Here is a 20,359-nt window from a genome sequence, read left to right on the forward strand (position 1 = left end):
TCCTTGAGGTATCAGAGGCCGAGGGAGGTCTTGACTGCATCCGCGGCGGGCTTGCCGTCAAGCGTCGTGACGCCGGAGAGCCACGGGTCGACTGCGGTCGGATTGGCCTTCAACCAGGCGGTTGCCGCGGCCTTCGGGTCCTCGCCGCCGAGAATCGAGCCCATCAGCGAGTTCTCCATGCTGATCTCGAACTTTAGGTTCTTCATCAGCGCCGCCGCGTTCGGGCACTTTGCCGACCAGCCGGTGCGGGCCAGCGTATAGACCTCGGCGCCGCCGAAGTTCGGGCCGAAGTAGGCGTCGCCGCCCGAGAGATATTCGATCGAGAATTTCTCGTTCATCGGATGCGGCGCCCAGGCCAGGAACACCACCGCGCCCTTTTCCTTCGAGGCGCGATCGACCTGCGCCAGCATTGCCTGCTCGCCGGATTCGACCAGCTTCCAGTCCTTCAGGCCGAAGTCGTTGGCATCGATCATCTTCTGAATGCTCGAATTGGCTGGGGCACCCGGCTCGATGCCATAGATCTTGTGGTCGAATTCGTCCGCATGCTTCTGCAGATCGGCGAAGTCCTTCACGCCCTTGTCCGCAACATAGGTCGGGACCGCGAGCGTGAACTTCGCGCCTTCGAGGTTCTTGTTCATGACTTCGATCGCCTTGGCGGCAGTCAGGTCGTCGATGAAGGCTTTCTGCGCCGGCATCCAGTTGCCGAGGAAGACGTCGATCTCGCCGTTTTTCATCGACTGGTAGCCGATTGGCACGGAGAGCGTCTTGACGTCGGGCTCGTAGCCGAGCGCCGTCAGGATGACTGACGTGACGCCGTTGGTGGCGGTGATGTCGGTCCAGCCCGGATCGGACATGCGGATCACCTTGCACGATGCGTCGTCGGCGGCAGCGGCCGATCCCACGGCAAGAACGGAGAGCATAACGCCGGCGGCCAGACGGCGGACTGCAGAAATTCCTGTCATCGCATTTCCCCTTTTTGTCATTTGATGGCTTTATTGAACAACACGAGTGTTGGCATTGTGAAGGCAGCTTTTTTCGATAGTTACCCAAAGGATTTTTTATGGCAGAGCGGGCCGTCGACCTGGGATGGATGCGGATATTCGCCGAGATCGGCAGGGTGGGCAGCCTGTCTTCGGCGGCGAGCACGCTCGGCCTGACGCAGCCGGCGGTCAGTTATCAGATCCGCAGGCTCGAGGAGCAGATGGGGGTCGCGCTCCTGACGAGGCAGCATCGCGGCGTCGAACTCACGCCGGCGGGACAGCGGCTGTTCGATATCGTGGCCAGAAGCGTCGGCGAGATCGACGACCTTGCCCGCAGGCTGCGCAGCGAAGTCGAGCGGCCATCGATCAGGCTCCATACGGACTATGCCTTTTCGGCGCTCTGGTTGATCCCGCGAATGCACGCCTTCCGGCTGCTCTATCCCGACATGGACATCCAGATCGTCGCGACGCAACGCATGGAACGCGAAAGGTCCGAACAGAGCGATGTTGCCGTCGTGTTCGGGACACGCGCCGAATTCGGGGCGCGGGCAAAGCTGCTGTTGCCGGAAAAGGTCGCGCCGGTCTGCAGCCAGGGCTTTCTCGATCGCAACGGTCCGTTCACGGAGCCCGCCGATCTCGCACGCGGCCGTCTCATCCATCTCGACACCGCCGCTCCGTCTCCCTGGTTCGATTGGCGGAGCTATTTTGCGCAGATCGGCATCAATCGCGAGCCGCACGCGGGGCAGGGTGACCTGAGCTTCAATACCTATTCGCTGGTCGTGCAGGCAGCTCTTGGCGAGCAGGGGCTGGCTCTCGGCTGGATGGGGCTTGTCGATCCTCTGCTGGCCTCCGGCATTCTGGCGATCGCGGGTCCATCGCTGGAGGCCCCCGATCGCGGCTACTGGCTGTTGCAGCCAAAGACGCGCAGCCCGCAAAGCGATCAGCTCGGCGCCTGGCTTCTCAGCGAGGCCGGCATCGGCTGACAGCGCGCCGTCAGGCGGCGAGGTCCTGCAGGAAATCGTCGCACCAGCGCGATACGTCGTGCTCCAGCAAATAGTCCATCATCCGTTGCCAGCGCTCCTGGCGCTCTTCCAGCGGCATGTTCAGGGCACGCGCTAGTGCATTCGATGTCCCCACGACGTCATAGGGGTTTACCAGCAGCGCGCCCTTCAGTTCGCGTGCGGCCCCGGCAAAACGCGACAGGACCAGCACGCCGGGATCGTCAGGATCCTGCGCGGCGACATATTCCTTCGCGACGAGATTCATCCCGTCACGAAGCGGCGTGACCAGCCCGACTTTCGCAAGCCGGTAGAGCCCCGCCAGGATCGGCCGGCTGAGCGAGCGGTTGATATAGCGGATCGGCACCCAGTCCACCGTCCCGAGCGCCCCGTTGACGCGTCCCGCCTGTTCGGCGACCGTGCGCTGCATCTGCTCGTATTCCGGCACTTCGGAGCGGGATTTCGGCGTCACCTGCAGATAGGTCACCCGGCGCTGGTGGGCCGGGTTGCCGAGCACGAAATGCTCGAAAGCATCGATCCGCTGCGTCAGGCCCTTGGAATAATCCAGCCGGTCGACGCCGATGATGAGGTCGCGGCCCTCGATGCTCTTTCTAGCCTTGTGGACCATGTTGTGGCCGACCGCCTTTTGCGCAAACTGCGCGAAGGCCGCGGTTTCGATCCCGATACCATAAGCGCCGCCCTTGAAAACCCTCTCGCCGGCAGTGAAGCGCCCATCACCGAGGGCATCGCCCAAGTCTTCGCGACGCAGGCAGCCCGCAAAGTTCTCCAGGTCGTGATCCGTCTGGAAGCCGACGAGGTCATATGCCGCAAGGCTGCGCATGATCTCTTCGTGAACCGGCATGGCGGCCAGCACGTCTGCCGGTGGCCAGGGAATGTGATGGAAGAAGCCGATGCGATTCTTGATGCCCATCTGGCGAAGTTCGGCGGCGAGTGGAATGAGGTGATAGTCGTGGATCCAGATCGTGTCGTCCGGCTCGAGCAACGGCGCCAACCGATGCGCGAAGAAGCGATTGACGCGGAAATAGCCGGCCATCTCCTTGCGTCCGTATTCGGCCAGATCTAGCCGGTAGTGGCAGATCGGCCAGAGCACGCGGTTGGCGAAACCGAAATAATACTCGTCGACGTCCTTCTCGGTCAGATCAGTCAGGGCGAAGGTGATTTTTCCCTGCTCTTGCACGGAAAGTGGCCCCGGCTCGTTGTCGCCGCTGGATTTTCCCGACCAGCCCATCCAGATCCCGCCACGCTCCTGCAGGGCAGCCAGCAACGCTACGGCAAGTCCGCCGGCGGAGGCTGCTGCGCCGCCCTTTTCAGGGACGGGGACACGGTTGGAAACGACGACGAGACGGCTCACGTAAAATTCCTTTCAGCGCGGAGGGGCGGCAATGCGGTATCGCTGATCAAACGGTGATCTGCGCGATCAGTTCCCGCAGTGCGGCAGAATTGGGCAACGTTGCGGTGGCGGCGGTGGCGGCCAGCGGCGTCCCGATGCGGATCGAGTGGCCGCCACGGCGGTTGGCGGCATGAAACATCGCTTCGTCGGTGATGTCGTCACCGATGGTGATCGGGGATCTGCCAGCGAAGGGCGCGCGGGAAAGCAGAGCCTCGACGGCCTGTCCCTTGTCGGCGCTCGCCGGGCGGATTTCGAGAACCATCTTGCCGCGCTGCAGGGTCCAGTTGTCTCCGGCCCTTGCGAGGAACGTTTCCATCAGGGGCTCGAGCTCGGCCTGGCTTTCAGGGGCAAGACGATAGTGGGCGGCGACGGCGGGGCCCTTGTCTTCGATCAGGACACCGTCAAGGTGGCGCGTGGCTTCGTTGAGATCGGCCTTCAATCGTTCGAAAGCCGGCGTGCTACGCGCCGCTTCAACGCGCCCGTCGGGGGCTCGCAGTTCGGCACCATGAAGCCCGGCGATCGGAAACCGGTAGGGTGTAAACAGCTGATCCGCATAGGCAAGCGCGCGCCCCGTCACCAGCGCAAGAGCGCCACCCAGCTTGCGTGACAGCAGGTCCAGTTGCGAGGGCAGCGCTGCGGGCACGACGATGCCGTCGGGGGTCTCGGCCAGATCGAGCAGCGTTCCGTCGATGTCGAGAAACAGCGCGTAGTCATCGGGAGACGACCGAAGAATGCGCATCAACAATACCTGCCCGGAAACCTGCGGCGGTTTTCGGGTGTTCGATGGCGGCTTTGGGTAGGACATGGGGACTATCTATGGCGATGATCGCTCATGACAACCCCCGGTCGGGCAGTTGACCGGGATCAATCGGCCGGCGACGTCGGCGGGCGCACCCCATAGAAAGCCTTCGCATCGGCCGTAAACGCTGCGCGTTGCTCGGCGCGCGTATAGAACATGTGGCCGCCGCGATAGACATTGAGCGCCACCCGTCCGTCAACCAATGCGGGCGGCAGATGGTCGATCACATAGCGGCTGACACCATAGGGCGTCACGAGATCGCTGTAGCCGTGCGCGATCAGTAGGTGGAAGGCAGGATTGGACGCGAGCATCTCGCGCATGTCGTCGGTGACGCTGGCCTGGAGACGCGAGCCTCCGCCGCGTCCGCCCCATTCCCACTGCCGGTTGACGTCGCTGTCGAGCAGCGAATAGGTCATCTCCGTCTTGAAGCCGAGCTCGTTGCGAGCATAGTCGGCGAATGCGCCGCCATAGGCCCGCGTGAAGCCGTCGAGGATGGCATCGTCACCCCGCTCGTAGGCTGACTCGGGATAGGGATCCGGCGTTGTAAAGGCGGCGTCATAGGGGCTCGCCACGCGGTCGTCCTGTCCGTCGGTGGTCTTGCGGTAGGCATTGCCGAGGAAGCCGCGGTTCTTTTCGACCACATCCTGCGGAATGCCGGTCATGCCGGCCACCTTGGCGTAGAACGCCTTGGCCGTCTCACCGCTTGGCGGCGCGCCCGCCAGCGTCGTCAGATAGTCTCCGAGCGCAAAGCGTTCTGCTTCCCGCTGCTTGGCATCATCGAAGGCGTTGCGGCGGTCCATTTCCGCAGCCGCCAGAGACGGCAACTCCAGCGCGGCACCCAGCGCGAACTGGTCGGCGTTGAACATCAGCTGGCCCTCAAGCAGAGGCGAGAGCATGATCGCACCCGACACAATGATCCCCTGGCTATCCTTGAGAGCGCCTGCCACCTTGGCGGCGCGGAAGCCTCCATAGCTTTCGCCGAGCAGATATTTCGGCGATGCCGACCGGTTGTTATGGGCCACGTAAAGCGCGATGGCCTTTGCAACGCTCTCGGCGTCGGAGTTGACGCTATAGTATTTCGATGCGTCGTCGGCCTTTGCCGTCCGGCTCCAGCCGGTGCCAATCGGATCGATGAGCACGAGGTCCGTGAAATCAAGCCAGCTTTGCGGATTGTCGACCAGTCTGGCATTGGCGCCGTCATCACCCTTCGGGCCGAAATCGAGTATGCGCGGGCCGACCAGGCCAAGATGAAGGAAAGCGGATGCCGCGCCCGGTCCGCCGTTGAAGGCAAACGTCAGCGGCCGATCAGGCCCGCCGTCTTTCTTGACATAGGCCGTGTAAAAGATCGAACCGGTCTGCACGCCATCCTGGCCGAAAAGATCAAGCGTTCCGGCCGTTGCCGTATAGGCAATGGTCTTGTCGCCGATCGTCAATTGGTGCTCCGTCACCGAATCCGATGGCAGGAGCGCCAGTACCCCCCTGCGAGACGCGCCTTGGCTAGCATCGCTGCTTTGAGCGTTCGAAAGGGCGGGCGTGATTGCGGCGAAAAGGGCGACGAGCAGGATGGCGGATCGAAAACGCAACGGTCTTCCTCCCGTTGGATGGACGTGGTCGGTCGAACCTAGCATCCCCGGCGGAGAAAGCGGGATCAAGAGATAGTGATCTTCAGCCCGCTTTTTCGATGGTGCGCGCCTCGACGTAGCGCGCGCGCCCGGCACTCCAGCCGTTGATCGCCGCGCCGGCGCCAAGCACGACAAAGAGAACCGCGCACCACGCGAAGCTCCCCGTCCACCCGCGAATGAGGCCTACGACCAGCGGGCCGATGGCCGCAAGCAGATAGCCCACGCACTGAGCCATGCCCGAGAGGTGCGCCGCGACATGTGCATCCCGCGAGCGCAAGACGATCGCCGTCATCGCCACCGCGATAAGGCCACCCTGACCGATGCCCTGCAGGATCGCCCAGATCCAGACCGTGGAAAGCGGAGCAAACAGCAAGCCAAGCAGGGCAACGACCGCGATCACGCAGAGCGATGCGTTGATGACGCGCTGGTCCTTGCCTCTGACCGCGATCTGCGGCGCGACGAGGCAGGAGGCGGCCTGGATCATCACCGATGCCGAAACGATGGCGCCGGCGGTGACCCCATCCAGCCCGCGTTCGCGCAGGATCGGCACGAGCCAGCCGAATACACAATAGGCGAGCGCCGATTGCAGACCCATGAAAAGCGTAACCTGCCAGGCAAGACGATCTCGCCACAGGCCGACAACCGAAAAGCCGCTACGTCTGACCTGCGATGTCGTCGAGAGAACCTGCGGCAGCCAGATTAGGCCCACGATCAGGGCCGGCAGCGCCCAGGCGGACAGCGCACCCGCCATTGAGCCGCCAAGCGCCCGCTCGAGCGGAAGCGTCAATCCGGCGGCGCTCGCCGCTCCGGCACAAAGCGCCATCGTGTAGAAACCGGTCATCAGCGCTGCCCGGTCGGCAAAGTCGCGCTTGACCAGGCCCGGCAGCAACACATTGCCGACGGCTATGCAGGCACCAGCGATTGCCGTTCCGAGGAAAAGCAAGAGTACCGATGACGTACCGCGCAGTGCCGTTCCGAGAGCAAGCAGGAACAGCACGCCGAGAAGCGTGCGTTCGGAACCGAAACGCTGCGCGAGCCGCGGCGCGAAAGGAGAAAAGGCACCGAGGCAAACCACCGGCAGCGTTGTCAGCAGGCTGGCGCCAAGCGTCGACAAGCCCAGTTCGGAGCGGATTTCTGGAAGCAGCGCCGATGCGCTGGAAAAGACAGGCCGCAGGTTGAATGCAATCAGGACAAGGCTTGCTCCGAGCACGAGCCGTCCGGCAGGGCTCGTGGAGGGCGGCACCGGTTGCGGCGTGCTGTCGGCTTCGGCATCGATCAGCTGCTGGTCGGCAAGGTCATAGTCTGGGGTCGTGTCATGCAAAGGCGTGGTCATGAAAGAAGCATCCGGTCGAGTGCGCTGATAACGGGGGCCATGAAACGGCGCACCGCCGCATCGGCCTTGTCGGGATCGCCCGTCGCGATGGCGTCGACGATATCGGTGTGCGCCTGCATGTCGGGTTCGGGAATATCCTCCCCAAGCGTCGCCTCGATGGTCTCGGCAATCGAGGTGGAGAAGAACGCATAGATCTCGATCATCGCGCGATTGCCGGAAGCGGCAATGATTGCCTGATGGAACGCAAGATCACGCTTGACGAAGGCGGACTTGTCGCCGCCTTCGAAGTTTCCGCGTTGCGCCAGCAGCCCGCGGAGTACCGCGACCGTGTCGGGCGCCTGCCGGAGGGCGGCGAGCCGCGCCGCTTCGACATCGAGCGCGCAGCGTGCCTCAAACAGGTCGCGCAGGCTCGCCCGTCGCGCCATGGTCAGCGGCAGGACCGCGTCGGTCGTCGACAGCACATATGTTCCGGAACCCTGCCGGGTCTCCAGAAGCCCTTGGGAAACGAGCACGCGCACCGCCTCGCGGATGGTGCCGCGGCTGACGGAAAGCATGGCGGAGAGCGTGGCTTCGTTGGGCAGCTTGTCGCCGATGGCCCAGCGTTTCGCCAGGATCTCGGCACGGATCGCTTTGATCGCCGTTTCGGCGAGATTGGTTTTTGCGAGTGGTTGCATCGGCGTTTCATCAAGTCATCAGATGACTTTACGAATAATCCGAATGAGGACCGTGGTCAATCGGTCAGGCAAAGCAGGGATGGTGGAGGAATAAGGATGGTAGAAATGGAAAAGGGCCGCCCGAGGCGACCCTTCCATGAGCTTTGGCCTGTAACGTGGCCGGACCGCTTTGGCGATCCAAGGAAGGCTGGGTTCAGAGCGAGGGCTGCCTCGCTTTCTTCACCTCTTCCATGCCTGTTACGAGGTCCGAAATCTCATTAGACATTGGATCACCTTCCTTTCGTTCTGTTGTCGATAAGTAAAAGGTAGGCTGATTCGTCGCAGATGCAAGATGTAATCCCGACGGGTGGCGCTCCGTATTAGCGGGAGGTCGGCGTTGTATTTTCCGACGATCGGAATCAACGAGGTTTTACAATGACTTTTACAAGGTCAGGACGAGAGTGACGCCCCGCGAGCGTCACTCTCGCTTCCTGTGGAAAGGCAGCCATTCGTAAGCCGGGTTAGTGTGCCGCCTTGATGAAGGTGCCGTTCTGCAGCTCTTGCATCGCCTGCATGATCTCTTCTCGCGAGTTCATGACGATCGGTCCGTGCCACGCGACTGGCTCCTCGATCGGCTTTCCCGAGACCAGCAGGAACCGGATGCCTTCGTCGCCCGCCTGTACCGTCACCTCGTCGCCGGTATCGAAAACAACCAGCGTCCGGTTGCCGGACATGTCGCGGATGTTCAGTTCCTCGCCGTTCACCTCCTTCTCGACACGCACGCCAAATGGCTTGGAGGCGTCGCGGAAGGTTCCGGAACCGGCAAAGATATAGGCGAATGCGTTGCGGTAGGTATCGACCGGCAGGCGCTTCTTCTTGCCAGGCGGAACCGAAACGTCGAGATAGATCGGCTCGGCGGCGACGCCGTCCACAGGACCGGCCTTGCCCCAGAAGTTGCCACAGATGACGCGAACGACCGTCCCGTCGTCATCGACGACCACGGGGATATCAGCGGATTTGACATCCTGATAGCGCGGCGCCGTCATCTTCAGCGACGATGGGAGATTGGCCCAGAGCTGAAAGCCGTGCATGCGGCCGGCGAAATCGCCTTTCGGCATTTCCTGGTGCATGATGCCGCTGCCCGCGGTCATCCACTGGATATCGCCGGCGCCCAGCAGTCCACGATTGCCGAGGCTATCACCGTGTTCAACGGTACCGGCCAGCACATAGGTGATGGTCTCGATGCCGCGATGCGGATGCCACGGGAACCCGCGGATATACTCCGCCGGATTATCGTTGCGAAAATCGTCCATCATCAGGAATGGATCGGTCAATGACGGATCGCCGAAGCCGAAGACGCGGTGCAGCTTGACGCCGGCGCCCTCCATGGTCGGTGTTGCAGTACTCAAATGCTTTACGGGACGGATCGACATAATCATCCTCTCGGTGGTTCTACTTGCCGGCAAATATAGCGACGTTGGCGAGGGCCGCGAAGTCCGGCGTCGGTAGAACGCACTGTTCACAAAAGAAATTGCTGCATCGCGGAATTTGATAGCAGCCGGCGCCAGAAAATTGTCATGTTCCGCTTGCAAGCCGTCGTCGTGTTTAGTTCTTATTAACCATCGGATTCGACAATCGTCGTTGCGTTTCAGCATTCTCCCGCCGCGGGCACGGCGGGCTCCGGAGTGAAAGAGCATGTGTCGCTGGGCAGCCTATCGTGGAGACCCCCTCTATCTTGAGGAGCTGGTGTCTTCGCCTGCGCATTCCCTGATCGAACAATCCCATTGCGCAACACGCGCCAAGACGGCGACCAATGGCGACGGTTTCGGCATCGCCTGGTATGGCGACCGCCCGGAGCCGGGACGCTACCGCGATACGCTTCCGGCGTGGTCGGATTGCAATCTGAAGAGCCTTGCGCGGCAGATCCGCTCGCCGCTTTTTCTGGCCCATGTGCGCGCTGCCACGGGCGGCGGTACCCGGCGCGACAACTGTCATCCCTTCGCCTTCGGCAACTGGTCATTCATGCACAATGGCCAGATCGCCGGGTTCGAGCGCTTGCGCCGGGCGATGGAAGCCATGCTCGACGATGAGTTGTTCAACGCGCGCGGCGGCACGACCGATTCCGAACTGATGTTCCTGCTCGCCCTGCAATTCGGCTTGCGCCAGACACCGATCTCGGCGATGGCCGAGATGATTGGCTTTGTCGAAGGGCTTGCCGAGAAGATCCTCGGCTCGGCATTGGTGCGCTATACGGCCGCTTTTTCCGACGGAAAGTCGCTTTATGCGATCCGCTATGCCACGGACCGCAAAGCTCCGACGCTCTATGCCTCACCTTTGGGCAAGGGATTCTGCCTTGTCTCCGAGCCGCTCAACGATGACGTTGATGCTTGGGCGGAGATACCGGATGGCAGCGCCGTGACGCTCAGCGAGAACGGCCTCGACATTGCGCCGTTCTGCCTGAGCGAGAGGGCAGCCGATCGGCAGCGAATAGCCGCTACGGCTTGAACTGTTTGGCGATCAAGGCGGCCAACCTGTGTGCCACCTCGTCCTTGGCGAGATCCGGCCATTGCTCGATGCCGTCGCGGCCGACGATCTTCACCTGATTGCGAACCCCGCCCATGATGCCCGTGGCCGGCGACACGTCGTTGGCAACGATGAAGTCCGCCCCCTTGCGTTCGAGCTTCGTCCTCGCATTACTCTCGACATTCTGGGTTTCCGCCGCGAAGCCGACGACCACCTTTGGCCGCATGGTGTGGTGTCCGACCGTCTTCAGGATGTCAGGGTTCTCAGTCAGCGCCAGCGTCGGGATGGATTCGCCAGGATGCTTCTTGATCTTCTGGCCGGAGGCGGACGCGACGCGCCAGTCCGCAACGGCCGCGACCATGACGGCAATGTCCGCCGGAAGCGCCGCAAGCACGGCATCGCGCATCTCTTCCGCGCGCTCGACGTGGATCGCTCGGACGCCGATCGGGTCCGCGATGGTGACAGGGCCGGATACGAGCGTGACTTCGGCGCCGAGCTTCGCCAGCGCGGCAGCGATCGCGTGGCCCTGGCGGCCGGAGGAGCGGTTGGCAATGTAGCGGACGGGATCGATCGGCTCATGCGTCGGCCCGGAGGTGACGATCGCCTTGCGGCCGGCCAGCGGCTTCGGGCTGTCGTCGAACATCGCCTCGGCTGCGGCTACGATGTCGAGCGGTTCTGCCATTCGCCCGATGCCGGCCTCCCGGCTCTCGGCCATCTCTCCTGCCATCGGCCCGACAAAGCGGATACCGTCGTCTCGGAGAGTCTTCACGTTTCGCTTCGTTGCGGCGTGCGCCCACATGTGCGGGTTCATGGCGGGTGCCGCAAGAACGGGTCGGTCGGTTGCCAGCAGGATGGTCGAGGCGAGGTCGTCAGCAAGCCCGGCGGCCATCTTCGCCAGCAGATCGGCGGTCGCTGGCGCGATGAGCACCAGATCGCAATCGCGCGCCAGCCTGATGTGGCCGACGTCCTGTTCGTCCTGCCGCGAGAAGAGATCGGTAAAGACGTGATCGGCGGCGAGCGCCCCGACGGCAAGCGGCGTTACGAACTCCTGCGCGCCCTTGGTCATCACGGGGCGAACGGCCGCACCGCGCTCGCGAAGCCGCCGGATCAGGTCGAGGCTCTTATAGGCGGCAATGCCGCCCGAGATGATGAGAAGGATGCGTTTGCCGCTGAAAACCATGGTCTCGCCCGTCGCACAACTAACCGATCTCGACCCTAAGCCTTTGGCGAATAATAAGCAATCGACAGGGGCGGGTCTTATCGGTCGCAGTGACAAGCCGGTGTGATTATGGCATGGACGATCGCATGAGCGGGATTCGGCGCCTATTGCGGGACAGGGGAACGGCCAGCGCCATTGCGCTGCTGATCGGCTGTCTGCTGCTTGTGCAAGGCCTGCTTTCCGGCACCGCGCAGGGCGCGATGGCCGCATCGGCCGTCGATCCTTTTCAGATCATCTGCTCTGCCGCCGCCGATGGCTCGATCGGCGAGGTCGGGCATGGCGGTGCGCCAGTCAAGAAACTTCCCGAGTGCCCATGCGGCACATTGTGCCGGCTGGCTTCGGCTGCGATGCCGGCCATCGTCAGCGGGCAGGGCGATCTGCTTCGGATCGTGGTCGCAACCGCGGTCGATATTGTCGTCCCACGCGAAACGCCCGCTCCGCCGATATTGCGGGGTCTCATCGCGGAGCCTCGCGCGCCTCCCCAGTCCGCCTGACGTCATCTTTCTCGGGACGCCGTGTCTTCGCGCGTCCGCAAGACCTTTCACGTTAGGAACAATTCATGTCCGATCTGACCATCGGTCGGGAGAGCGCCGGCGCTGCCGCGCGTTCTGCATCCGACGTCTACCGCGCCGTCTGGCGCTGGCACTTCTATGCGGGACTCATGGTCCTGCCTTTCATGATCACACTCGCGATCACCGGCGCGCTCTATCTCTTCAAGGACGAGATCGACGCGGCCGTCTATTCCGACTTCAAACAGGTCGAGCTTCAGGAGAATGTTGGAAGGACAGCACCGTCCGCCATGGTGGCCGCCGCCCTTGCCGCGCATCCGGGCACCGCGGTCAAATTTACCGATCCGCTTTCGCCAATCTCCTCGACCGAGATCACGGTGAGCACCGAGAGCGAAGGAAAGCTTGCCGTCTACGTGAACCCCTACACCGGCGAGGTGCTCGGCGCCTTGCCGGACCGCGGGACCATCATGTGGACGATCCGCTACCTGCACAGCCTCAAATATTTCGGTTCATTCGCCCGGGCTTTGATCGAAATCGCCGCCGGCTGGTCGATCCTTCTCGTGGGAACAGGGATCTATCTCTGGTGGCCGCGCAGGCAGACGGGTGGGGTGCTCAGCGTTCGTGGCACTCCGAAGCGACGCGTCTTCTGGCGCGATACGCATGCGGTGACGGGCCTCTTCGTCGGCTTCTTCATCGTCTTCCTGGCGATCACCGGTATGCCTTGGTCCGGTGTGTGGGGTGACAAGGTCAACGAGTGGGCGAACGGCAGCAACTTCGGCTACCCTGCCGGCGTGCGCGTGGCTGTTCCGATGTCCGGCGATCACCTCGACCATGTAGCCAAGACCTCCTGGTCTCTGGAGCAGGCGCAAATCCCGCAATCGACCGGCCATCAGCATGGAGCGGCACCGATCAGCCTCGATGAGGCCGTTGCCACCTTCGACCGGCTCGGCCTCCATCGCGGCTATGCCGTCAATATTCCTGATGATGCGATGGGCGTCTACACCGGTTCGGTCTATCCGGATGACCTGTCGCAACAGCGCGTCGTGCATCTGGACCAGTATTCCGGCCAGCCGCTCCTCGATATGAGCTTTGCCGACTACGGTCCGCTCGGCAAATGGCTCGAATGGGGGATCAACGTGCACATGGGGCAAGAGTTCGGGTTGGTAAACCAGCTCGTCTTGCTTGCCGCCTGCATGGCTATCGTGATGCTGGCGGTTTCCGCGGCTGTCATGTGGTGGAAGCGTCGTCCGGCCGGGTCGCTGGGCGTGCCGCCCATTCCCTCCAACCGACGCGTGTTCAGGGGCCTGCTGGCAATACTGCTCGTCGGCGGCGTGGTGTTCCCCCTGGTCGGGGCGTCTCTGGTCACCATGCTGGCGCTAGATTGGCTCTATCTCAAAGCCAGGAAGACGCGCCACGCTTGATCACGGCTCCATTCCGCCGGTGCCGCTAGAAACAGGAAAGGCCGCGGAGGAGAGGAACCGCGGCCTTTCTCATGCTGCCGGGATCCCAAATCTCAGAGGTTGCTCATCCCGCCATCGATGATGAGTTCGCTGCCGACGATGTAGGCAGCCTCGTCCGAGGCGAGGAATATGATCGTCTTGGCCACTTCACCTGCATCGCCAAACCGGCCAACGGGGATCTGCGTCTGGATATGGCTGGCCATGGCCTTGGAGTCCGCTTCGGACATCCCCAGCTTCCCATAGAGTGGCGTGGAGATCGGGCCGGGGCTGACGGCGTTGACGCGGATGCCGCGGCCAATGAGTTCGCCCGAGAGCGTCTTGGCAAGCGTCAGCAGCGCGCCCTTGGTCAGCGCGTAGACGCTGGAATTGGGCATCCCGATATGTGCGTTGATCGAGGTATTGAGGACGATCGAGGCCTGCTTTGAAAAGACCGGCAGCAATGCCTGTATGAGGAAGAACGGGCCCTTCACATTGATCGATATCGACTTGTCGAAAGCGGCTTCGCTCCATTGTTCCAGCGGGCCGAATTCGGCAATGCCGGCATTGACGAAGAGGATGTCGAGTTGGCCGAATGCTTCCTTGATCGCATTGGCGACGATCTGCTGGCCAGCGGCATTCCCGGCATCGGCCTGAATGACCAGGACCTTGTCACCAAGCTCGGCGCGGGCGGCTTCGACGCTCTTGGCGCTGCTGCCGGTGATGGCGACGCGCGCACCCTCGGCGATGAATTGACGGGCGGTTTCCAGGCCGATGCCGCTGGTGCCGCCGGTGATGAGGGCTGTCTTGTTCTGCAGGCGTGTCATTGTCTCGTTTCCTCTGATCTTTGAAAAAATGCGATAACAATCTGTTTGTGAAAATCCGCTCGCGGAAAGGTTATCCATCACGAGCGGATCATCAGGCAAGGGGTCAGGTGCGGGTGATCGAGGCACCGCCATCGACCAGCGAGGCCGTGCCGGTCACGAAGCTCGCATCGTCCGAGGCGAGGTAGAGGACCGAGCGGGCAAGTTCGTCAGGCGCTGCAACGCGCTTCAGCGCGTGCAGATTGGTGATGAAGCTCTGCTTGTCCTCGGTGTCGTTCATCTCGCGGTACATGTCTGTGTCGACTGCACCAGGCAATACGGCGTTGACGCGTACGTTCTTCTGGCCGAATTCGGCGGCGAGCGCCTGTGTCAGGCCGATCAGGCCGGACTTGCTGGCGGCATAGGCGGCAACGCCGGGGAAGGCGAAGCTGTAGCCGACGAAGGTCGAGGTGAAGATCACCGAGCCGCCGCCGTTCTTTTCCATCTGGCCGATCTGGTGCTTGGCGGCCAGGAAGGATGCCGTCAGGTTGATGGCAAGCGCGTCGCTGAATCCGGCTTCCGAAACGCCCGTGCTCGGGCCAGCCTCACCAAGTGTGCCGGCATTGTTGAAGGCAATGTCGAGCTTGCCGTAGCGATCGACGGCCGTGGCGACCAGCGCCTTGTGATAGTCTTCCGAGCGTACGTCGCCGGCAACCGCCACGGCGTTCCCGCCTGCTGCCTTGATCTCTTCGACGAGACTGTCGAGTTCTGCCTGGCGGCGTGCGCCGACCACGACCTTTGCGCCTTCCGATGCAAAGAGCTTGGCCGTTGCGCGGCCGATGCCCGAGCTTGCGCCGGTAACGATTGCGACTTTTCCATTCAAGCGGTTCATTGTTCCATCTCCGTTGTTGGTTGAGGGGACGTTCGCGCCCCGTTCGATGAGTGGAAGATGGCATTTTTCTTTTGTTCGGATTAGTCTCCAGATAACGGAACTCGAATTCGGAAATACCGAACGATGATCAAGATTGAGGGGATAACTGCTTTCGTCGCCGTGGTGGAATCCGGCTCCGTCAGCGAGGCGGCAAGGCGTCTGCGCCTGTCGAAATCAGTGGTGAGCGAACGGCTTGCCGAGCTGGAGAAATCGCTCGGCGGGATCCTGCTTCATCGCACGACGCGCAAGCTCACCCTGACGGAGGATGGCAGCGCCTTCCTACAGCGCGCGTCCCGGATCGTTCAGGAGATCGAGGACGCATCGGCCGAAATGGCCGAACGCCGGGGCACGCTCTCTGGACCGTTGCGGATTGCGGCCCCGGTCACCTTCGGGCGCATGCATCTGGGCCCGGCCCTCTATCCGTTCTTGGCCGAGCATCCCGAGATCGAGCTGGTGCTGGATATCGATGATCGCCGCGTCGATGTTTCCTCCGAAGGCTATGACGCCGTCGTTCGCCACGGTCCGATCGTTGATTCCCGGCTGGTCGTTTGGAAGCTCAGCCGCAGCCGCCGGCTTCTATGCGCTTCGCCGGACTATCTGGAACGCCATGGAATGCCGAAGACGCTTGCCGATCTCGATGGCCACAAGGGGATCTTCTACACCAACCGTGGTGTTGCCGACTGGCGTTTCCAGACGCCGGATGGCGCCATCGTCGTCCGTGCCAGCCAGGCACTGGGCATGAACAACGGGGACATGATCCGCGATGCCGCGGCCGCGGGTCTGGGCATCGCGCTTCTGCCCGCCTTCATCGCCGGACCGGCGATCAGTGCCGGACATCTGCAAGAGATCGATGTCAGCTATCGGCCGGAAGCCGAGTTCATCTACATGGCGCATCCGGAGGGCCGCAATCCCTCTGCCAAGCTGCGCGCAGTCGCCGATCACCTGCGCAAGACCTTTGGCGATCCACCCTATTGGGACCCCGCCGGCTGATCAGATCAGGCTCATCAGGTTGGCGGCAACGCGTGAGCGTTGTGCTTTCAGCATCGCAAGACCGAGACGCGCCACCAGCGGCGGCCCCTCGATCGGCCGGTAGGCGACACCATCAAGCGCGAGGTGCGCGATCGATGCGGGTACGATCGACACGCCAAGATCGGCCGCCACCAGATTGACCACCGAAGGAATCTGCGGCGCTTCCTGCGTCACCACGAGTTCGAAACCGGCATCCCGGCAGCCGCGCACGATATCGTCATAGAGGCTGAGACCGACGGTGCGGGGAAAGAGAATGAAAGGTTCACCGGCGAGAGCGGCGATCGGAACCTTCTTGAATGCCGCAAGCGGATGGTGCGCCGGCAGCGCGATCAGCATCGGCTCGTCCGCGAGCCGCTTCAACCGCACATCCTTCGGATCTTCCAGGCCGGGGCGGATGAAGGCGACGTCGATCTCTTCGCGCATCAGCTTTTCCATCAGCCAGTTGCTGTTCATCTCGGTCAGCGACAGGCTCACGTCAGGCCACTGGCCGCGAAAGCGGCGGATCGTGCCGCTGACAGCCGTGTTGAATGCCGACGACGCCGTAAAGCCCAGCGCCAGCCGCCCGGTCTCACCGCGCGTCGCGCGCTGCGCGGCAAGCTTGGCCTTTTCGGCTGCGGCAATCGCGGCCCTGCCTTCCGGTAGGAAAGCGGAGCCCGCTTCCGTCAGTTCGGCGCCATGCGGCACCCGGTGAAACAGCGCCGCGCCGATCTCGTTTTCGAGATCCCGGATCTGCTGGCTGAGCGGCGGCTGGCCGATGCCGAGCTTGGCGGCGGCGCGGGTGAAATTGCCTTCCTCTGCCACGGCCAGGAAATAGCGAATATGGCGCAGCTCCATAGGTATCTCCAAAACATATCGAGAATGGCACTTTCATATATTGGACAAATGATCATGGCTTGGCTAGATCAAAGGGCGTGAAAGGTTGGTCCCCCATGCCACGCGCCGCAAAAAAGCAGCCAGACGTCTCCGAATTTCAGTCCCGTCCAAATCTGGCGGTCGTCCACACAGCGGATGAGCCGCCGAAAAAACAGTTCCTCCTAAAGGGAACCGCGCCCTACAAGCGCGCCAGCATCGCGCTCTTCCTCTCCGGTTTTGCGACCTTCTCGCTGCTCTATTGCGTCCAGCCTCTGATGCCGATCTTTGCGGAGCATTTCGCGATCAGCCCTGCTGCCAGTTCGCTGTCGCTGTCGCTCTCGACCGGCTTCCTCGCCTTCGCCATTTTCTGCGCCGCCGCCGTCTCTGAGAGCTTTGGCCGCCGCAGCCTGATGTTTGCCTCGCTGCTCGGGGCTGCGATCTGCACGATCGCGTGCGCTGTGGTTCCGAGCTGGCACGCGCTGCTGGTCATCCGGGCGCTTGAAGGATTGTTGCTCGGCGGCGTCCCCGCCGTCGCCATGGCCTATCTCTCGGAGGAAATCGATCCGCGCGGCCTTGGCGCCTCGATGGGCCTCTATATTGCCGGCAACGCTTTCGGCGGCATGGCCGGGCGCGTCGTCACCGGCACGCTGGCCGAGTTCTTCTCCTGGCGCGTAGCGCTTGGCGCGCTCGGCATGCTTGGCCTTGCCGCCGCGATCGGCTTCTTCCTGCTGCTGCCCGCGTCGCGCAACTTCACGCCGCGAAAGGGGTTCGATGCGCGCTTTCACCTGAGGGCCTGGGTTGGCCACATCAGCAATCCAGCACTTCCGCTGCTTTTCGCCATCGGCTTTCTCGCCATGGGCACCTTCGTCACGGTCTACAACTACATCGCCTTCCGGCTCGTGCAGGCGCCTTATAACCTCAACCAGACCGAACTCGGCCTGATCTTTACGGTCTATCTCTTCGGCATCGCCGCCTCGTGGATTGCCGGCATGCTGGGAGACCGTATCGGCCACTTCATCGTTCTGCCCGCCGGCATCGCCGTTGCGGCAGCGGGCGTCGCCACGACCTTGTCCACTTCCTTGCCGTTGATCATCCTCGGCATCGTGTTGCTGACCTCTGGCTTCTTCATTGCCCACTCGGTGGCGAGCGCACTGGTCGGTCGCCTTGCGCGCGGCACCAAGGGCCACGCGTCGTCGCTCTACCTGCTGTCCTATTACATCGGCTCGTCCGTGGCCGGTTCGGCCGGCGGCTATTTCTGGGGTGCGGATGGTTGGAATGCCGTTGTGGTCTTTACGCTTATCATGCTGGCTCTGGGCATGATTGCCGCCCTCATTGCTGCACGGCTGGCAAGGCGGTAGGGTTTGGCGATGATCACCATCGATCGCCTTGACCACCTTGTCCTCACCGTCGCCGACATCGATGCGACCTGCGCTTTCTATGCGCGGGTGCTTGGCATGACGATCGAAACCTTCGGGGAGGGTCGCAAGGCGCTCAGGTTCGGCAATCAGAAGATCAACCTTCATCAGGCCGGTCGGGAGTTCGAGCCCAAGGCAAGACAACCGATGCCCGGTTCGACCGACCTATGCTTCATTGCCTCGACACTGCTGGAGCAGGTCGTTGTGCATCTCCAGGCGGAGGGCGTGGTGATAGAGGAGGGGCCGGTCAGGCGAACTGGCGCGAACGGTCCGATCCGTTCCGTCTATTTGCGCGACCCGGACGGCAACCTGATCGAAGTGTCGAATCCGGAAAGCTGAGCCCAGCCCGACGAGGGTTAGACGTTCTTCAGCGTGCGTCGAGGCTCTCTGCCGCGCATACCGCTCCAGAGATACCAGAAGACAGCGAAGAGAATGATCACGCCGCCGACGATCGTCGGAACGGACGGCGTCTCGGAAAAGACCAGCCACACCCATAGCGGCCCGAGCACGACATCGAGCAGGCCGATCAGCCCTGCCTCTCCCGACGGAATGTAGCGGCCACCGGTCATGAACAGCAGGTAGGCGATCCCCGAGGTCGTCGAGCCGAACACCGCGAGCGTGATGATATCAGTCAGGCTCGGCAGGTCGTGGGACATCAGCGGAAGGCAGAGCAGCACGCAGAAGCCCGATCCCAGCGCGTTGACCGGCGCCAGCCGAAGCGCCGGATAGCGGCGCGCCGCAACGAGCAGAATGCTGAACGTCAAGGTCATCAGGAAGGCCAGAGCGTTGCCCGCAATGTCCTCGGGCCTTGCGCCAAAGCCGGCAACGATGAGAACCCCGATGAAGGCGATGAGGCTCGCGACCAGAACGCGCTTGCTGATCGCTTCCTTCAGCCAGAGATAGGAAATACCCGCGGCGACAAAGGGAACAGTGGCGTAGATCGCCAGAACGTTGGCCACGGTGGTCAGCTTCAGCGCGCCGACATAGCCATACATCGAGATGGCGGCCATCAGCCCGAACAGCGGGTAGAAATAGAACGGTACCTTGCCCGGTACGGCACTGATCCGGTGCTTCGCCAGGACGATGATCGACAGCGTCAGCCCGCCGAAGAAGGAGCGCCATCCGAGCACCGTCCAGATATCGAGGTCGAGCGCGCGGACGAAAAGACCCGCCGTGCTCCACATGATGGTCGCGATAACGACGAGGAGCATACCGTAGGTGCGTGGCTGCATGATGGGTCCGTTCTGTGCGCCGATGCTTCGGTCCGTGATCTGATACCTATCAGATGTGTAGAGTTGAAGACTCACTTCCTGCGCCACATGATGGCGCGGTTTCATTCGTCTATCCTCAAACTGATAGAGGGGGCGCCAGGCTTGCCGACACGACGCGCCTCGCTAGATAGCCCTGTAGCCCTTGAACAGACTGGGTAACCCATGTCAACATCCGCCCTTGCCGAGATCTACCGAGGCTATATCGATTGCCTGAACAATCAGGACTGGCCAAACCTCGCGCGCTTCGTTGACGATGAGGTCCGCTACAATGGTGAGCGTGTCGGACTGTCGGGTTATCGGGACATGCTCGTTGGCGATTTCGAGGCGATCCCCGATCTGTCCTTCACCATCGATTTCATCGTGACCGACTTCCCCAGATTGGGAAGTCGCCTGCTTTTCGATTGCACGCCCAAAGGCATCCTGTTCGGCTTGCCAGTCAACGGCAGGCGGGTCGCCTTCACCGAGAACGTCTTCTACGAGTTTCGCGAAGGCCGGATCGTTGAGGTCTGGTCGGTCATCGACAAGGCCTCGATCGAGGCACAGCTGTAGCCGCAGATGCCGGCATTGCCGCCCGC

20 protein-coding genes are annotated in these 20,359 nt (G+C 62.5%); 8 read left to right on the forward strand and 12 right to left on the reverse strand.

Translation table 11 applies throughout. From position 1 onward, the window contains the following. Positions 1-11: 11 nt before the first annotated feature. Positions 12-962, reverse strand: a complete 951-nt coding sequence (locus tag A6U87_RS00130; protein ID WP_065689226.1) for a choline ABC transporter substrate-binding protein — start codon at positions 960-962, stop codon at positions 12-14. A 98-nt stretch (positions 963-1,060) separates the two neighbouring features. Between A6U87_RS00130 and A6U87_RS00135 the strand changes: the two genes are divergently transcribed. After that, entirely contained in the window at positions 1,061-1,963 is a 903-nt protein-coding gene (locus A6U87_RS00135) for a LysR substrate-binding domain-containing protein (protein ID WP_065689227.1), read from the forward strand. A 10-nt stretch (positions 1,964-1,973) separates the two neighbouring features. Here the strand turns inward: A6U87_RS00135 and otsA are convergent, their stop codons facing one another. From otsA to A6U87_RS00165, 6 genes are all read right to left on the reverse strand, one after another. Continuing rightward, positions 1,974-3,350, reverse strand: a complete 1,377-nt coding sequence (gene otsA / locus A6U87_RS00140) for an alpha,alpha-trehalose-phosphate synthase (UDP-forming) (protein ID WP_065689228.1) — start codon at positions 3,348-3,350, stop codon at positions 1,974-1,976. A 46-nt stretch (positions 3,351-3,396) separates the two neighbouring features. Further along, positions 3,397-4,128: a trehalose-phosphatase gene (gene otsB, locus A6U87_RS00145; RefSeq protein ID WP_244499403.1), complete on the reverse strand. Its 732-nt coding sequence runs from the start codon at positions 4,126-4,128 to the stop codon at positions 3,397-3,399. A gap of 125 nt (positions 4,129-4,253) precedes the next feature. Next, complete coding sequence (locus A6U87_RS00150) at positions 4,254-5,771, reverse strand: S10 family peptidase (protein WP_065689230.1); 1,518 nt, start codon at positions 5,769-5,771, stop codon at positions 4,254-4,256. Between the two features lie 82 nt (positions 5,772-5,853). Beyond that, positions 5,854-7,143 carry an MFS transporter gene (locus A6U87_RS00155; protein ID WP_065689231.1) on the reverse strand — a complete coding sequence of 430 codons (1,290 nt, stop codon included), beginning with the start codon at positions 7,141-7,143 and terminating at the stop codon, positions 5,854-5,856. Then, positions 7,140-7,817: a FadR/GntR family transcriptional regulator gene (locus A6U87_RS00160; RefSeq protein ID WP_065689232.1), complete on the reverse strand. Its 678-nt coding sequence runs from the start codon at positions 7,815-7,817 to the stop codon at positions 7,140-7,142. The genes A6U87_RS00155 and A6U87_RS00160 overlap by 4 nt, the downstream gene beginning before the upstream one ends. Positions 7,818-8,317: 500 nt before the next feature. Next, a complete protein-coding gene (locus A6U87_RS00165; RefSeq protein ID WP_065689233.1) occupies positions 8,318-9,229 on the reverse strand; it encodes a pirin family protein in 912 nt (303 codons plus the stop codon). A gap of 262 nt (positions 9,230-9,491) precedes the next feature. Between A6U87_RS00165 and A6U87_RS00170 the strand changes: the two genes are divergently transcribed. Further along, entirely contained in the window at positions 9,492-10,301 is an 810-nt protein-coding gene (locus A6U87_RS00170; RefSeq protein WP_065689234.1) for a class II glutamine amidotransferase, read from the forward strand. Here A6U87_RS00170 and coaBC read toward each other — a convergent pair. Further along, the gene (gene coaBC / locus A6U87_RS00175) at positions 10,291-11,499 is read right to left on the reverse strand and encodes a bifunctional phosphopantothenoylcysteine decarboxylase/phosphopantothenate--cysteine ligase CoaBC (protein ID WP_065689235.1); all 1,209 of its coding nucleotides are present in this window, start codon (positions 11,497-11,499) and stop codon (positions 10,291-10,293) included. The two genes, A6U87_RS00170 and coaBC, sit on opposite strands and share 11 nt — an antisense overlap. A 125-nt stretch (positions 11,500-11,624) precedes the next feature. Here coaBC and A6U87_RS00180 point away from each other — a divergent pair, with 125 nt between their 5' ends. Together A6U87_RS00180 and A6U87_RS00185 are read left to right on the forward strand one after the other, a co-directional pair. Next, complete coding sequence (locus A6U87_RS00180; protein ID WP_065690183.1) at positions 11,625-12,032, forward strand: hypothetical protein; 408 nt, start codon at positions 11,625-11,627, stop codon at positions 12,030-12,032. Positions 12,033-12,097: 65 nt separating this feature from the next. After that, positions 12,098-13,468 (forward strand): PepSY domain-containing protein, encoded by a 1,371-nt coding sequence (locus tag A6U87_RS00185; protein ID WP_065689236.1) that lies wholly within the window; start codon positions 12,098-12,100, stop codon positions 13,466-13,468. 92 nt (positions 13,469-13,560) lie between these two features. Here A6U87_RS00185 and A6U87_RS00190 read toward each other — a convergent pair whose 3' ends face one another. Both A6U87_RS00190 and A6U87_RS00195 read right to left on the reverse strand, forming a co-directional pair. Further along, positions 13,561-14,310, reverse strand: a complete 750-nt coding sequence (locus tag A6U87_RS00190; RefSeq protein WP_065689237.1) for an SDR family oxidoreductase — start codon at positions 14,308-14,310, stop codon at positions 13,561-13,563. A 103-nt stretch (positions 14,311-14,413) separates the two neighbouring features. Beyond that, positions 14,414-15,178, reverse strand: a complete 765-nt coding sequence (locus A6U87_RS00195) for an SDR family oxidoreductase (protein ID WP_065689238.1) — start codon at positions 15,176-15,178, stop codon at positions 14,414-14,416. 123 nt (positions 15,179-15,301) lie between these two features. Here A6U87_RS00195 and A6U87_RS00200 point away from each other — a divergent pair, with 123 nt between their 5' ends. Further along, complete coding sequence (locus A6U87_RS00200; RefSeq protein ID WP_065689239.1) at positions 15,302-16,207, forward strand: LysR family transcriptional regulator; 906 nt, start codon at positions 15,302-15,304, stop codon at positions 16,205-16,207. Here the strand turns inward: A6U87_RS00200 and A6U87_RS00205 are convergent, their stop codons facing one another. Beyond that, complete coding sequence (locus A6U87_RS00205) at positions 16,208-17,080, reverse strand: LysR family transcriptional regulator (protein ID WP_065689240.1); 873 nt, start codon at positions 17,078-17,080, stop codon at positions 16,208-16,210. Between the two features lie 95 nt (positions 17,081-17,175). On the opposite strand from A6U87_RS00205, the gene A6U87_RS00210 reads away from it, so the two are divergent. Next, entirely contained in the window at positions 17,176-18,456 is a 1,281-nt protein-coding gene (locus A6U87_RS00210; protein WP_065689241.1) for an MFS transporter, read from the forward strand. Positions 18,457-18,465: 9 nt separating this feature from the next. Further along, complete coding sequence (locus A6U87_RS00215; protein ID WP_065689242.1) at positions 18,466-18,852, forward strand: VOC family protein; 387 nt, start codon at positions 18,466-18,468, stop codon at positions 18,850-18,852. A gap of 17 nt (positions 18,853-18,869) precedes the next feature. Here A6U87_RS00215 and A6U87_RS00220 read toward each other — a convergent pair whose 3' ends face one another. After that, on the reverse strand, positions 18,870-19,850 hold the full coding sequence (locus A6U87_RS00220) for a DMT family transporter (RefSeq protein ID WP_244499404.1): 981 nt from the start codon (positions 19,848-19,850) through the stop codon (positions 18,870-18,872). Positions 19,851-19,946: 96 nt separating this feature from the next. Between A6U87_RS00220 and A6U87_RS00225 the strand changes: the two genes are divergently transcribed. After that, positions 19,947-20,333 (forward strand): ester cyclase, encoded by a 387-nt coding sequence (locus A6U87_RS00225; RefSeq protein WP_065689243.1) that lies wholly within the window; start codon positions 19,947-19,949, stop codon positions 20,331-20,333. The last annotated feature ends 26 nt before the right edge of the window (positions 20,334-20,359 follow it).

The sequence above is a fragment of the Rhizobium sp. AC44/96 genome, assembly GCF_001692185.1.
Lineage (GTDB): Bacteria > Pseudomonadota > Alphaproteobacteria > Rhizobiales > Rhizobiaceae > Rhizobium.

Bases quoted from the DNA above. Each gene is read 5' to 3' on its own strand.
- A6U87_RS00130 (WP_065689226.1), bottom strand. From the start codon at position 962: ATGACAGGAATTTCTGCAGTCCGCCGTCTGGCCGCCGGCGTTATGCTC.
- A6U87_RS00135 (WP_065689227.1), top strand. From the start codon at position 1,061: ATGGCAGAGCGGGCCGTCGACCTGGGATGGATGCGGATATTCGCCGAG.
- otsB (WP_244499403.1), bottom strand. From the start codon at position 4,128: ATGCGCATTCTTCGGTCGTCTCCCGATGACTACGCGCTGTTTCTCGAC.
- A6U87_RS00155 (WP_065689231.1), bottom strand. From the start codon at position 7,143: ATGACCACGCCTTTGCATGACACGACCCCAGACTATGACCTTGCCGAC.
- A6U87_RS00160 (WP_065689232.1), bottom strand. From the start codon at position 7,817: ATGCAACCACTCGCAAAAACCAATCTCGCCGAAACGGCGATCAAAGCG.
- A6U87_RS00165 (WP_065689233.1), bottom strand. From the start codon at position 9,229: ATGTCGATCCGTCCCGTAAAGCATTTGAGTACTGCAACACCGACCATG.
- A6U87_RS00170 (WP_065689234.1), top strand. From the start codon at position 9,492: ATGTGTCGCTGGGCAGCCTATCGTGGAGACCCCCTCTATCTTGAGGAG.
- coaBC (WP_065689235.1), bottom strand. From the start codon at position 11,499: ATGGTTTTCAGCGGCAAACGCATCCTTCTCATCATCTCGGGCGGCATT.
- A6U87_RS00180 (WP_065690183.1), top strand. From the start codon at position 11,625: ATGAGCGGGATTCGGCGCCTATTGCGGGACAGGGGAACGGCCAGCGCC.
- A6U87_RS00185 (WP_065689236.1), top strand. From the start codon at position 12,098: ATGTCCGATCTGACCATCGGTCGGGAGAGCGCCGGCGCTGCCGCGCGT.
- A6U87_RS00190 (WP_065689237.1), bottom strand. From the start codon at position 14,310: ATGACACGCCTGCAGAACAAGACAGCCCTCATCACCGGCGGCACCAGC.
- A6U87_RS00195 (WP_065689238.1), bottom strand. From the start codon at position 15,178: ATGAACCGCTTGAATGGAAAAGTCGCAATCGTTACCGGCGCAAGCTCG.
- A6U87_RS00200 (WP_065689239.1), top strand. From the start codon at position 15,302: ATGATCAAGATTGAGGGGATAACTGCTTTCGTCGCCGTGGTGGAATCC.
- A6U87_RS00205 (WP_065689240.1), bottom strand. From the start codon at position 17,080: ATGGAGCTGCGCCATATTCGCTATTTCCTGGCCGTGGCAGAGGAAGGC.
- A6U87_RS00210 (WP_065689241.1), top strand. From the start codon at position 17,176: ATGCCACGCGCCGCAAAAAAGCAGCCAGACGTCTCCGAATTTCAGTCC.
- A6U87_RS00215 (WP_065689242.1), top strand. From the start codon at position 18,466: ATGATCACCATCGATCGCCTTGACCACCTTGTCCTCACCGTCGCCGAC.
- A6U87_RS00220 (WP_244499404.1), bottom strand. From the start codon at position 19,850: ATGAAACCGCGCCATCATGTGGCGCAGGAAGTGAGTCTTCAACTCTAC.
- A6U87_RS00225 (WP_065689243.1), top strand. From the start codon at position 19,947: ATGTCAACATCCGCCCTTGCCGAGATCTACCGAGGCTATATCGATTGC.